The organism is Stenotrophomonas sp. PFBMAA-4 (genome assembly GCF_030053215.1).
Classification (GTDB): Bacteria; Pseudomonadota; Gammaproteobacteria; order Xanthomonadales; family Xanthomonadaceae; genus Stenotrophomonas.
In genome coordinates this window covers 1-12818 of sequence record NZ_JASGBW010000053.1, presented here as the reverse complement: position 1 = coordinate 12818, position 12818 = coordinate 1, and the positions used below count along the sequence as shown (strand labels likewise).

Sequence of the window (12818 nt, the reverse complement as noted above, 5' to 3'; positions counted from 1 at the left end):
TCGACCCAGCCATGTTGAAAGTGGGTCAAGCCTGCTTCCAGCAGGCTTGACCACGAACATAGGATCTCGGCTCTACAGGAAGCGACGGCAGCCGAGCATGGCTCGGCTCTACAGGAAGCGACGGCAGCCGAGCATGGCTCGGCTCTACAGGAAGCGACGGCAGCCGAGCATGGCTCGGCTCTACAGGAAGCGACGGCAGCCGAGCATGCTCGACTCTACAAACCCACGTCAGCGCGGGGCCTTGCACCCCAGCATCTCCAGGTCGATCGCTTCGGCCATGCGGCGGTAGCCTTCATCGTTCGGGTGCAGGTGGTCGCGGGTGATGTTGGCCGGCAGCGATTCCGGCTGCTTCGGGTCGCGCAGGGCGGCATCGAAATCGACCACGCCATCGAAGCCGCTGTCCTTGCCGCGCGCCCACTGGTTGATCGAGGCACGGGTCGTGGCGGAAACCGGTTCATAGCGCTCCGAGCCACCGAACGGCGTCAGCGTGCCCAGGTAGGCGCGGATGCCATGCGCATGCAGGCGCGCAGCCACCTGCTGGTAGCCCAGCAGCATGTCCGGGGCGTTGCGCCCGGGCAGCGGCTGCGCCCCGCCGCCATGGCGGATGTCATTGATGCCTTCGAACAGGATGACCTGGTCGGCGTCGGCCACTGCGATCACGTCGCGGTCCAGGCGTGACAGCGCACTGTGGCTGCGGCCATGGTCCAGCAGCTTGTTGCCGCTGATGCCCTGGTTGAGCACCACGAAGCGGTCCGGGCAGGCCTGCTGCAGGCGCTGCGCCAGGCGCTCGGGCCACTGATTGAAGGAGCCGCGCGTGGCCGTCGCGCCCTCGGTGATCGAATCGCCCAGGGCGACGATCACCGACGGCCGCTGCTCACGCTGCACCTGTACCGCCGAAAACACATTCTGCTGGTAGCTGACGCGCACCGTGTCGGCCACCGCCTCCTGTTTGCCATCGACCACGCGCACCACGGTGCGCCGCACCGCGGGCCGGGTCGGCTGCGGGAAATACGCGATCACGCTGATCTCCTGCAGCGCCGCCACCGGCAACGCCAGCGGATCGCTCAGCAGCGCTGCACCCACCGGCACGTCGATGGCGCGGCGGCCATCGACGGTGACCGGCAGGGCCGCCGCCCTGCCATCCTTCAGCCGCACGTGGATGTCCTCCACGCGCAGCGGTGCATCACCCAGCTCGTTGCTGATGCGCAGGCGCAATGCCTCGCCACGGCTGCCGACCCGGATGTCCTGGCGCACCGTCTGCGCAGCGAACTGCACCGGTGCCGCCGGCGTTCCGTCCTTGCGGTCGGGTGCGGGCGAGGCGGTCCAGGCGGTGACCCAGACCGGCGCGGCCAGGGCCGCAGGGGCGGCCACGGCAGTGCCGATGGCCAGCGAAAGCAGGGTGATCCAGCGCTGCATGGGCAGGTGTCCGCTCAGGTCAGGAGAAGTAGGTGCCGCCGTTGACGTCCAGGTTCGCACCGGTGATGAACGCCGCTGCGTCGGAGGCGAGGAACACCGCGGCATCGGCCGCTTCGTCCGGCACGCCCTGGCGGCGCAGCGGGGTGTTGCCGGCCACCGCGGTGCGCACTTCCGGCTTGGTGAATTCATCGTGGAAGCGGGTGGCGATCATGCCGCAGCACAGCGCGTTCACGCGGATGCCCTTCGGCCCCAGTTCCTTGGCCATGGCGCGGGTGAAGGTCATCACCGCGGCCTTGGCGGTGGCGTAGATCGACGCGCCCGGGCCACCGCCATCGCGGCCGGCCTGCGAAGCGAAATTGACGATGGCTGCACCTTCGCCCATGTGCGGCACGACCGCGTGGGTGGTCAGGTAGGTGGACGTCAGGTTGAGGTCCATCACCGTGTGGAAGAACGCGGGGTCGATCTCGGCCAGCGGACGGCGCTGCACCATGCCGCCGGCCACGTTCAGCAGCAGGTCGATGCGCTCGCCGAAGGCGGCTTGGGTGGCAGCGACGAGGCCAGCCACGGCGGCAGCATCAGTCACGTCGGCGCGGTGCACGATGGCCTGGCCACCGGCGGCCTGGATCTGCGCCAGTGTCTCGTTGGCGCTGGCTTCATCGTTGGCGTAGTTGATGCAGACGCGTGCGCCGGCCGCGGCCAGCTTGATCGAGACGGCACGGCCGATATCACGGCCACCACCGGTGACGATGGCCACCTTGTCCTGGAACGACATGCGGGAAACTCCTTGGTTTGCGGGGGAATGAAGGGAAAAAACAGGCTCAGCCGCCACGGCGGTCGAGCTTGTGGATGGGGCCGGTCCACCACCACAGCGCGGCCAGTGACAGCGGCACCAGTGCGGCGACGAGGATGAAGATCGGGGCGTAGGAATGGCGGGTCAGCACCGGCACCAGCCAGGTGGTGATCAGCGTGCCGGCCACCGCAGCCAGGCCGCCCAGGCCGGCCAGCGTGCCGACCGAACGGCCATCGAACAGATCACCCGGCAGCGTCTGGATGTTGCCGATGGCCACCTGGAAGCCGAACAGCACCGCGGCGATCGCCAGCACGGCAATCAACGGCTGGTTGGCCAGCACCGCGCCCAGCAGGGCAGGGGCCATGATCACGCAGCCCAGGGTGATGGACAGCTTGCGCGCGCGGTCCACGCTCTGCCCGGCACGGATCAGGCGCCCGGACAGCCAGCCGCCGCTCAGGCTGCCCAGCATCGCGCCCACGAACGGCACCCAGGCGAACAGGCCGATCTGCTTGATGTCGAAGCCGAAGGTCTCGGCCAGGTAGATCGGCAGCCAGGACACGAACAGCCACCAGATCGGGTCCAGCAGGAAGCGGCAGGCGAGCATGCCCCAGCTCTGCCGGTGGGCCAGCAGCGAACGCACGCTCACCTTCGGTGCGGTGGCGTCGCGCTGCCCGGCCTGGTCTTCCATGATCAAGCGGCGCTCGGCATCGCTCACCCAGGGGTGCTTGTCCGGCCCGGCCCGGTAGACGAACAGCCACGGCAGCAGCCACAGGAAGCCGAAGGCACCGACCAGCACGAAGGTGCCGCGCCAGCCCAGCCACAGGTACAGGCCGGCGATGGCCGGTGCGGAAACGATCGCGCCGATCGACGCACCGGCGTTGAACACGCCCTGCGCCAGTGCGCGCTCGCGCGCCGGGAACCACTCGGCGTTCGCCTTCACCGCGCCCGGCCACGCACCGGCTTCGCTGATGCCGAGCATCGCCCGCACCAGGCTGAAGGACAGCATCGAATGGGTGACCGAATGCAGGGCGATGGAGATCGACCACACGCTGATCGACAGGGCAAAACCCAGGCGCGTGCCGATCATGTCGAACAGGCGGCCGAACAGGAACTGGCCGGCGGCGTAGAACAGCATGAACACCGTCACCAGCAGCGCGTAGTCATCCTTGGTCGCGCCCACTTCCTTGGCGATTTCCGGCCACATCACCGCCAGTGCATTGCGGTCGATGTAGTTGATGACCGTGGCCACGGCGATCAGGCCGACGATCAGCCAGCGCACCGCCGAACGCACCGGCACCTTGCGCAGGCTGGACACCGCCGAAGGACCGTTCATCGCACGTCACCCTTGCTGCGGTCCATGCGCGCGTGGCTGCCGCTCCAGCGGTAGGCATGGCCATCGACGGTCACGCTGTGCTCGCCCTTGGCGCTGCTGTCATCGGCCACGCCCAGCGCGATGCGGGCGCCACTGGCCAGGCGCAGTTCGATCACCTCGGCGTCGCTGCCGCGGGTGCGCACGATGTCCTTGATGCGGCTGTCGGCGCCGTGCACGTACTCGGCGGTGCCGTTGTACTCGCCATGCGGCTCCAGCACGCTGAAGAAGGTCACATCCTTCTGGCCCTCCACGCGCTGCAGCAGGGCCGGCTCGCGGCGCAGGTTGAATTCGGGATCGTTGGCACCGCTTTCCACCAGCAGCGCCTGCGCGGGTGCGCTGCTGCCGAAGCGGTAGGTATAGAAGCGGCCGTCCAGCAGCCAGGCCAGCGTGCGCGGCTCGCTGCCGGGCTTGCTGCGTGCGTCCAGCCACAGGTGCTGGTAGCCGTTGTCCTTGCCCAGCACCGGGCGCTGGCTGGTGAAGTGTTCGGCCTCGAAACCGGTGGTGACGATGTGGCCGTTGAAATGCAGCGGCAGGTCGTAGCGCGCGGCCTTGTCGCCGTGCACCTGCAGCAGGTCCAGCACCACTGGCAGGCCCAGTTCGGGGTGGCGCAGCAGCGCCTGGGTGCGGGTGAACACCACGCCGGGGTAAGCATCGCGCATGGTCGCCGAGGCGATCTGGGTATCGGCATCGGCCTGGAAGAACCGCACCTGCGGTGCATGTTCCTCGCCGCGCTTCCAGTCGCCCTTGAAGTGGCTCTGCTCGTCCACCACCAGCGTGTTGTGGGCCACGGTCTGCTTGGCCCAGCTGCGGTTCTCGGCCAGGTAGATGCCGCCGCGCTTGGCTTCCACGTTGAGGAAGCGCGCCGCGCCGTAGTCGGTCACCACCGCCTTGCCGTTGTCGTAGAACAGCCAGTTGAGCTTGTCGAAGTGGCCGTGGCCCATGCCCTGCATGGTGTCCTTCTGCACCAGCGCCTGGCCGTCCTCGCCGTTCATGCGCAGGATCGCCAGGCCACCGCGGTCGCCGTCGGGGCCATCGCGCAGCAGCATCGGCCGGTAGTCGAAGGGTTTGGCCTTGTTGGCCGCCAGCGCCTGCGCCACCTGCAGGCCTTCGGGCGAGAGCAGCAGGCGTTTCTGCTGCTGGGCTACCGACAGCAGGCGGTCATCGCCGGTACGCGCATAGGCGATGCCGATGCCGGCCACCAGTTCTTCGGTGTCGATGCCCTTGTCCAGGATCGCATCGTTGATGGGAAAGAACAGGCCGTCGTAGCTGGTCTGCACCAGCACATCCACGGCCTTCAGCAGCACGCCGTCGCGGCGCGCGAAGATCTTCCGCTGCGGCTCATTGCGTTCGATGGCGTTGGCGAACAGCAGGAACGGCGCCAGTGCGTAGCGCTGGTAGTACGGGCCTTCCTCGTAGTAACCATCGGGCGAGAACAGCAGGTCGATCTGCCGCAGGAAGCCGAACTGGTCGTCCTTCTGGCTGCCGCGCAGCGATTTCTCCACCAGCTCCTGGTCACGCAGCACATAGCCGGTCATGCCGGTGGCGGCCACCGCCCAGGTGGCGTGGTTGTGGATCTGGTCGTAATTCTTCGGCTCGCTGACCAGGAACTCGGCCATCGGCCGGAACAGTTTCGATTCGATCGTCTGCCGGTCCTGCGCGGACAGCGCGTCGCGCACCGCGTCGTAGCCCTGGATGGCATTGACCAGCCACACCGAATCGTTGAGCACCTGCCAGAACACGCGGCCGGGAATCTGCCCGCGGCCTTCCGGGTGCGGGCCCAGCGTCGGGTAGAGCTGGGCGTACTGCAGCAGCATGTCGCGCGAGTACGCCACATAGGCCTTGTCACCGGTCAGCCGGTACAGCGTGCCGGCGGCCAGTAGTGCCTGGTAGTTGCGCTTGTGCTGTTCATGGGTACGGCCGCCGCCCTTGTCCTTGGGCACCGGCACGTCGATGCCGGCCTTCATCATCTTCTTCAGCGATGCTTCGGTGCGTGCCTGCTCCTTGGCGAACCACGGGTAGCGGCTGCCTTCACTGGCCATCTGCTGCCACTGCGCGGCGGTCACCAGCACGGGCGCGGTGTCGGCCTGGCGCGCGGCAGCGGCCGGGGCCGCCAGCAACGGTGCGGCCGGCAGCAGGGCAAAGGGGACGGCCAGGGCCAGGGAAACGAACAGCGGCTGCAACCTCATCGATCAACTCCGGTGCTGGTGCGGGACAGGGCAACCTCGCCCACCTTGGGATACCAGTCCACCCCCGTGGCCTCGCGTGCGGTCATCGCCAGCGCCGGGTTGGCGCCGGTGGCGGGCAGGGCAGGGGTGGGCGTCCACAGGCCGCTGGCGGCCTGCTGCAGGGTCACGCTGCGGCTTTCGACGCCGCTGGGAAATACCGTGCTGGCCTGCGGCGACTGCACGTTGCCGCTGAAGGCGATGCCGGCCAGCGAACTGGCGGCGGTGGGCGGGTTCTTGTTGTTGCGGTTGACGATCAGGTTGGCGCTGAAGCGGCTGTTGCTGGCGGCCACGTCGATGCCCTTGGCAGTGTCATGGCCGACGCCGAAGCTGATCTTCGCCACGTCCACGAAGGTGTTGCGGCTGATGGTCGCGTTGACCACCGGCGCATAGCCGGACAGCGGCGGGTTGGCCTGTGCATCCATCACCGCCAGCGCCGAACGGTTGCTGGAACCGGCCAGGCGCTCGAAGTAGTTGTTGCTGACGGTCTGGTCGGCATTGATGATGCGCACGCCGCCGGTGCCCGCCTTGTCATCGCCGAGGAAGACGTTGTCGATCACCCGGTTGCTGTTGCCGTGGCGCAGGGTCAGCGCCCCGGCCGAACGGTAGAAGACATTGCCGCGGTAGGTGTTGCCGCCGGACTTGTTGGAGACGATCTCGGTCTCGCCGTCGCAGCCCTCGAACCAGTTGTTTTCCACGGTGCTGTTGGAATCGCTCAGCGAGGTATCGCTGGTGCCGACGCGGATCGTCTCGCCGCCGTTGACGCCCAGCAGCGGGCGCGGACCGAACCAGTTGTGGTCGATGCGGTGCTGGTTGTCCAGGCCCTGGGTGGCATCGCGCACCACCACCACGGTGGGGCCGGCGTTGGTCTTGCCGCGCAGCTGGCTGTGGTCCAGCCGGTTGTGGCTGCCATACAGCGACACCCAGTAGTCCTGGTCGCTGCCATCGGGGTTGGTGTAGTCGTCGATGACCAGGCCGGTCACCCGGCTGTGGCTGGCCACGGCCTTGCTCGATTCGCGGAACGCGACCACGGCATCGCCGGGCGTGTAGCCATCGCGGAACACCAGGTTGGAAACCTGCAGGTAGCTGCCTGCCAGGCGCAGGTCCGAGCGCCCGCTGAGGATCACCTTGCCCGGCGTCTGCGCACGCAGGGTGATCGGCGCGGCGGCCGTGCCCTGGCCTTTCAACAACAGGCGGGTGTCAGTCCAGGTGCCGTCGGCCAGCACGATTTCGTCGCCGGGCTGCAGGGCGGCCGCGGCGGTGTTGAACTCGGTCGCATCGTGGACCAGCCAGCTGGCGGCCTGTGCCGAGGAAGTGGTCAGGCAAAGTGCCAGACCAGTTGCGAGTAATGATCCAGATGGCCGGTTGGACGGGCGGTACGAAGTCGATTCGGTGCGCATGAGGTCCTTCCAGGGACGGCCGGGCCGTCGTTACGGGTGAGTGTTCATACCACTTTCGGGGTCTGTTGTAAGCCAGCTTCCGCGCAAAGTCATGCTGCATCAGCACATTTAATGACGACCAAGTGGTATGAAACAAAGGTATTGAGAAAAATCCAGTCCAGTTGGTTGACATTTGCATGTCGGCGTGTCGAAGCTGCGACCCACGCCTGCCGTCCAGGCGATCCTTTGGGAGGAGGAAACCATGCGGCAATCTGCCGGAGCTGTACGCACCATCACGCTGTCCCCCACGCCCCTGATCGTGGCCCTGCTTGCCGCGCTGGCCACCGCCCCGCTGGCACAGGCGCAGTCGGCCAGCGGCACCACCGGGCAGGACGCCACCACGCTGGACCAGGTGCAGGTCACCGGCATCCGCGAGTCGATGCAGAGTTCGATCAACAAGAAGCGCGACGACACGGTCATCGCCGACGTGCTCTCGGCCGACGACATCGGCGACCTGCCGGCGCCGTCGCTCGCCGATGCGATCGAAACGCTGACCGGCGCCGCGTCGACCCGCGACAAGACCGGCGCCTCGGAAATTTCCATCCGCGGCCTCGGCGCCTTCCTCAGCAGCACCAATTTCAACGGCCGCGAGATCACCAACGGCAGCGGCGACCGCTCGGTCAACTTCAACATGTTCCCGGCCGAACTGATCAACACGGTGGCCATCTACAAGACCCAGCGCGCCGACATCATCGAAGGCGGCGTGGCCGGCACCATCGGCCTGGAGACGGTCAAGCCGCTGGAATACGGCAAGCGCTCGATGCAGTTCGACCTGCGCGGCAGCTGGGCCGAGTACGACAAGAAGTACCGTGATGACGATGGCATCGGCTACCGCGGCACCGCCAGCTACATCGACCAGTTCGAATTCGGCGACGGCCAGAAGCTGGGCATCTCGCTGGGCTTCCAGCGCCTGGACGGCACCGACCCGGAAGAGAGCATCACCAGCGGTTCCACCTGGTACGCCTGCGACGGCAACCAGAACGTGGCCAATGCCAACTGTTCCGAAGTGGGTGCGCAGGCCATCGCCAATGGCGCACCGTACTACCTGGTGCCCAGCAGCCGCATCTACCGCCTGAAACAGGAACGCAACGACCGCCAGAGCGAGTTTGCCGCGGTGCAGTGGCGGCCCAACGACGTGGTCGAAGTGAACGTCGACTTCGAGCACACCCAGCGCAACTGGTACGAAAACCGCAGCGACCTCAGCCTGTCCAACGCGCGCCGTGGCATCACCCAGCGCGAGGTGGACGAGGACGGCATCGTCCGCCACCTGCATGGCAGCACTTCGATTGATTCCACCTCCAACCGCTACTGGCGTGGCGAGGAATACACCGGCGGCGGCCTGAACCTGATCGTGCGCCCGAGCCCGGCCTGGGAACTGTCCACCGATCTGTCCTACTCGCACACCAACCGCCTGGACAGCGAGCGGATGACCCGCCTGCGAGCCAACCAGCGCGACATCAACAATGCCATCGTGCCGGGCATCAGCAGCGGCACCACCGGTTATGTCGACTACGACTGGGACTGGCATGGCGAGGTGCCCAGCGTGGCCCTGGCGCCCAACTTCGACGTGCAGAACTGGGATGCGTACTCCGGTGCGGCCCGCGTCACCTCCAGCGCCACCGAGAACGACCACAAGATCAAGGCCGGCCGCTTCGATGCCAGCTTCATGCCCGAGTCGGGCTTCTTCACCCGCATCAAGGGCGGCGTGCGCGCCAGCCAGGCCGACTACCGCCTGCGCGACAACACCCTGGTGACCGACTACGACCAGCGCGTCGCCGCCGACAAGGCGAAGATCATCGCCGCCAACCAGGCCTGCCGGGTACCGTTCCCGCAGGACGATTTCATGGATGCGGCCAGCGGCAACACGATCTCCTCGTGGGCCTACTTCGATCCCAACTGCCTGTACCAGTCCTTCCGTGGCAGCCTCGACAGCGGCCTCGATCCGGACTTCCAGGATCCCAACAACGTCGACATCACCGAGAAGACGCGCGCGCTGTACCTGCTGGGTGAATTCAGCAGCACCCTGTTCGGCCTGCCGGTCACCGGCAACGTCGGCCTGCGCTGGGTCAAGACCGATGTGCGTTCGGAAGGCGTGCGCACCGACCTGCAGATCGAGGACAACGGCGATGGCACGATCCGCCTGCAGCCGACCGGCAACTACACCACCCAGGTGTTCAAGGCCGGCAATGACAAGCTGCTGCCCAGCCTGAACGCGGCCTTCGAGCTGCGCCCGGACGTGCTGCTGCGCGTGGGTGCCTACCGTGCCATGTCGCGCCCGGACATCTCCGCGCTCGGTGCCGGCCGCACCATCAATGTCAGCAGCGATGCCACCTACGGCGACCTGGCCGATGCACTGGACGACATCAGCGCCAGCGGCAACCCGGCCGCGCAGCCGCTGATGTCCTGGAACGGCGACCTGTCGCTGGAGTGGTACCCGAACCCGGACACCCTGCTGGCCGGCGCGGTGTACTGGAAGCAGTTCAACGGCGGTACCGCCACGGCGCTGGTGCCGGAAACCTACACCATCAACGGGCAGACGGTGACCGTGCCGGTGCGCCAGCAGGTGACCACCGACGAGGACAGCACCCTGACCGGCCTGGAGCTGAGCGCGACCCACCGCCTGTCCTACCTGCCCAAGCCGTTCGACGGGCTGGGCTTCAAGATCAGCTACAACTACGCCGACGCCGACTACACCACCCAGGATTCGCGGTTGGGCGAACAGCTGGCCGCCGATGGCACCGTCATCCCGGCCATCGTCCCGCCGGCCGGCCTGAGCGGCTTCTCGCGGCACGTGCTGTCCGGCTCGATCTACTGGGACGTGGGCCGCTTCAACATCCAGGCCATCGGCAAGTTCCGCTCGCACTATTACCAGGACTTCACCGGCAACACCGCGCAGCAGAACCGCTACTACGACGACAACACCAGCGTCGACCTGCGCATGCGCTACAAGGTCAACAAGCAGCTGTCGCTGTCGCTGGAGCTGATGAACCTGACCAACGAACCGCGCGTGGCGTACCAGCCGCTTTACGGCAATTTCCGTGAAGTGGTGACCTACGGGCGGCGTGCGTATTTCGGTGTACGATACAAGTTCTGAACAGGGCGGCGCGGCCAGTGGTCGCGCCGTCGCTCCATCCGGACCCGCACCGCGCACGGTGGCCCGGGACGGGCCCGGAGGGAACCGCCAAGGGTCAGCCGCATGTCCGCCAACCGCCTCTACCAGACCATCGCCGCCAAGCTCCGCAAGCTGATCGAGGACGGCGAATTTCCGCCGGGCTCGCGCCTGCCGGGCGAACGTGAGCTGGCCGAACGTTTCGGCGTCAGCCGGGTGACCGTGCGCGAAGCCGAGATCGCCCTGGAAGCCCAGGGCTGGATCGCCATCCGCATTGGTTCGGGCGTGTACGTCAAGCCACGCCCGGCGCAGGCCTCCGGTGGCCTGCCCGATGTCAGCGCCTTCGACCTGACCGCCGCCCGCGCGGTGTTCGAAGCCGAGGCCGCGGCGCTGGCGGCCAGCAACATCGACGAGGCCGGCATCGCCGAACTGCAGGTGCTGGCGCAGGCGCTGTGCCGGCGCGACCTGACCGACGAAGAAGCCGGCGACTTCGACCGCCGCTTCCACCTGACCATCGCCCGCCTGTCCGGCAATCCGGTGGTGGAGTACTTCATCCAGCAGATCTGGCGCATGCGCAGCGACCTGCCGCGGGTGGCCGAGGTCTACGCGCGGGTCTGCCACGACGATGGCGCCAGCCGTGCCGACGAGCACATGGCGATCTTCGAGGCACTGCGCAGCCGTGATCCGGTGGCCGCGCGCAACGCGATGCGCTACCACTTCCAGCGCCTGTTCGAGGCGATGCTGGAAGCGACCGAGAGCCAGGCCCTGGAAGAGATCCGGCGGCGCACCCAGCAGGACCGCGAGCGCTTCCTGGCCACCACGCGTATCTGACCCACCGCCACGCGCGGCGCTGCCGCACTGCAACAGCGTGCGCGCGCTATGCTGGCGGCTGGACGTCTGAGATAAGGAAAGCGTGATGTTCCCGACTGTGTTTTTCACCATGGTGCTGGCCGTGGTGGCCGTCATCATCCTGTTCAAGGCCGTGCGCATGGTGCCGCAGGGCTACGAATGGACCGTTGAGCGGTTCGGCCGCTACACCCACACGATGTCGCCCGGCCTGCATTTCCTCATTCCCATCGTGTACGGGGTGGGGCGCAAGGTGAACATGATGGAGCAGGTGCTGGACGTGCCGGGCCAGGAAGTGATCACCAAGGACAACGCCGCCGTGCGCGTCGATGGCGTGGTGTTCTTCCAGGTGCTGGACGCGGCCAAGGCCGCCTACGAGGTGGCGGTGCTGGAAGTGGCGATGATCGCCCTGGTGCAGACCAACATCCGTACCGTCATCGGCTCGATGGACCTGGATGAATCGCTCAGCCAGCGCGAGGTGATCAACGCCAAGCTGCTGAGCGTGGTCGACCATGCCACCAATCCTTGGGGGGTGAAGGTCAACCGCATCGAGATCCGCGACATCCAGCCGCCGCGCGACCTGCTTGATGCGATGGCGCGGCAGATGAAGGCCGAGCGCGAGAAGCGTGCGCAGATCCTGGAAGCGGAAGGTTCGCGGCAGTCGGAGATCCTGCGCGCCGAGGGCGAGAAGCAGGCCACCGTGCTGGAAGCCGAAGGCCGCCGCGAAGCCGCGTTCCGCGATGCCGAGGCGCGCGAACGCCTGGCCGAGGCCGAGGCGAAGGCCACCCAGGTGGTTTCGGCGGCGATTGCCGAGGGTGACGTGCAGGCGATCAACTATTTCGTCGCGCAGAAGTACGTCGAGGCGTTCAAGGAACTGGCGAGCTCGCCAAACCAGAAGCTGGTGCTGATGCCGATGGAGGCCAGTGGCGTGATCGGCTCCATTGCCGGCGTCGCCGAACTGGCCAAGCAGGCCCTGGCGAACCAGGAAAACAAGCCGGCCCGCAAGGGCCCGCCGCCGTTCGGAGGCTGACATGCGCTGGGACGTGGTTGCGTGGGGCGCGCTGGCCCTGCTGCTGTTCGCCGCCGAGGCGCTGGCCCCGGGCGCGTTCATGCTGTGGATCGGCATCGGTGCCGCGGCGGTGTTCGTGCTGGTGGCGGTGTTCGCCGACATTCCGCTGCTGTGGCAGGTGGTCGCGTTCGTGGTGCTGAGCGTGCTGTCGATCCAGTGCTACCGGCGCTGGGGCAAGCCGCACGCGCGGGCCAGCGACAAGCCGCTGCTGAACCGCCGCGCCGAGCAGCTGGTCGGCCGGGTGGTGGCGTTGCCGCAGGCCATCATCGACGGGCAGGGCCGGGTCAGCATCGATGATGCGTCGTGGCAGGTGAGTGGACCGGACCTGCCGGCGGGTACGCGGGTGAGGGTGGTGGCGGTGCAGGGCAGCGTGCTGCTGGTCGAGGCTGCGGCGGGGTAGAGTCGACTGTTAGTCGACTGGCCTTGTGGTGCTGGGTCGGGCGGGTTGGGTTCGCGGGACACGCCGTAAACCCATCCTTGGGGGCTCGATGGCGCCATCCATGGCGCCAACGGTCCCGCCTGCCCCTCCCGCCCCACCCTCGACAGCTTCCCGGC

At 67.4% G+C, this 12818-nt stretch carries 9 protein-coding genes; 4 read left to right on the top strand and 5 right to left on the bottom strand.

The features are described from left to right. Positions 1–228 precede the first annotated feature (228 nt). From QMZ26_RS20660 to QMZ26_RS20640, 5 genes are read right to left on the bottom strand one after another with little or no spacing between them, the layout of a single operon-like run. On the bottom strand, positions 229–1416 hold the full coding sequence (locus tag QMZ26_RS20660; protein WP_283222525.1) for a GDSL-type esterase/lipase family protein: 1188 nt from the start codon (positions 1414–1416) through the stop codon (positions 229–231). A 19-nt stretch (positions 1417–1435) separates the two neighbouring features. Next, positions 1436–2188: a glucose 1-dehydrogenase gene (locus QMZ26_RS20655; RefSeq protein ID WP_283222524.1), complete on the bottom strand. Its 753-nt coding sequence runs from the start codon at positions 2186–2188 to the stop codon at positions 1436–1438. 46 nt (positions 2189–2234) lie between these two features. Continuing rightward, on the bottom strand, positions 2235–3539 hold the full coding sequence (locus tag QMZ26_RS20650) for an MFS transporter (RefSeq protein WP_283222523.1): 1305 nt from the start codon (positions 3537–3539) through the stop codon (positions 2235–2237). Continuing rightward, entirely contained in the window at positions 3536–5764 is a 2229-nt protein-coding gene (locus tag QMZ26_RS20645) for an oligoalginate lyase (protein ID WP_283222522.1), read from the bottom strand. The genes QMZ26_RS20650 and QMZ26_RS20645 overlap by 4 nt, the downstream gene beginning before the upstream one ends. Next, positions 5761–7200 carry a polysaccharide lyase 6 family protein gene (locus tag QMZ26_RS20640; protein ID WP_283222521.1) on the bottom strand — a complete coding sequence of 480 codons (1440 nt, stop codon included), beginning with the start codon at positions 7198–7200 and terminating at the stop codon, positions 5761–5763. The genes QMZ26_RS20645 and QMZ26_RS20640 overlap by 4 nt, the downstream gene beginning before the upstream one ends. Before the next feature lie 241 nt (positions 7201–7441). Between QMZ26_RS20640 and QMZ26_RS20635 the strand changes: the two genes are divergently transcribed. The 4 genes from QMZ26_RS20635 to QMZ26_RS20620 all read left to right on the top strand — a co-directional run bounded on the left by QMZ26_RS20635 (position 7442) and on the right by QMZ26_RS20620 (position 12663). Continuing rightward, the gene (locus tag QMZ26_RS20635) at positions 7442–10333 is read left to right on the top strand and encodes a TonB-dependent receptor (protein ID WP_283222520.1); all 2892 of its coding nucleotides are present in this window, start codon (positions 7442–7444) and stop codon (positions 10331–10333) included. A 102-nt stretch (positions 10334–10435) separates the two neighbouring features. Beyond that, positions 10436–11179, top strand: a complete 744-nt coding sequence (locus tag QMZ26_RS20630) for a FadR/GntR family transcriptional regulator (RefSeq protein WP_283222519.1) — start codon at positions 10436–10438, stop codon at positions 11177–11179. An 85-nt stretch (positions 11180–11264) separates the two neighbouring features. After that, positions 11265–12224 (top strand): SPFH domain-containing protein, encoded by a 960-nt coding sequence (locus tag QMZ26_RS20625; protein ID WP_079222844.1) that lies wholly within the window; start codon positions 11265–11267, stop codon positions 12222–12224. Position 12225: 1 nt separating this feature from the next. Continuing rightward, positions 12226–12663: an NfeD family protein gene (locus QMZ26_RS20620; RefSeq protein ID WP_283222518.1), complete on the top strand. Its 438-nt coding sequence runs from the start codon at positions 12226–12228 to the stop codon at positions 12661–12663. The last annotated feature ends 155 nt before the right edge of the window (positions 12664–12818 follow it).

What these genes read in the sequence shown, in the direction of transcription:
- QMZ26_RS20660 (WP_283222525.1), bottom strand. Translation starts at nt 1,416, where the DNA reads ATGCAGCGCTGGATCACCCTGCTTTCGCTGGCCATCGGCACTGCCGTG.
- QMZ26_RS20655 (WP_283222524.1), bottom strand. Translation starts at nt 2,188, where the DNA reads ATGTCGTTCCAGGACAAGGTGGCCATCGTCACCGGTGGTGGCCGTGAT.
- QMZ26_RS20650 (WP_283222523.1), bottom strand. Translation starts at nt 3,539, where the DNA reads ATGAACGGTCCTTCGGCGGTGTCCAGCCTGCGCAAGGTGCCGGTGCGT.
- QMZ26_RS20645 (WP_283222522.1), bottom strand. Translation starts at nt 5,764, where the DNA reads ATGAGGTTGCAGCCGCTGTTCGTTTCCCTGGCCCTGGCCGTCCCCTTT.
- QMZ26_RS20640 (WP_283222521.1), bottom strand. Translation starts at nt 7,200, where the DNA reads ATGCGCACCGAATCGACTTCGTACCGCCCGTCCAACCGGCCATCTGGA.
- QMZ26_RS20635 (WP_283222520.1), top strand. Translation starts at nt 7,442, where the DNA reads ATGCGGCAATCTGCCGGAGCTGTACGCACCATCACGCTGTCCCCCACG.
- QMZ26_RS20630 (WP_283222519.1), top strand. Translation starts at nt 10,436, where the DNA reads ATGTCCGCCAACCGCCTCTACCAGACCATCGCCGCCAAGCTCCGCAAG.
- QMZ26_RS20625 (WP_079222844.1), top strand. Translation starts at nt 11,265, where the DNA reads ATGTTCCCGACTGTGTTTTTCACCATGGTGCTGGCCGTGGTGGCCGTC.
- QMZ26_RS20620 (WP_283222518.1), top strand. Translation starts at nt 12,226, where the DNA reads ATGCGCTGGGACGTGGTTGCGTGGGGCGCGCTGGCCCTGCTGCTGTTC.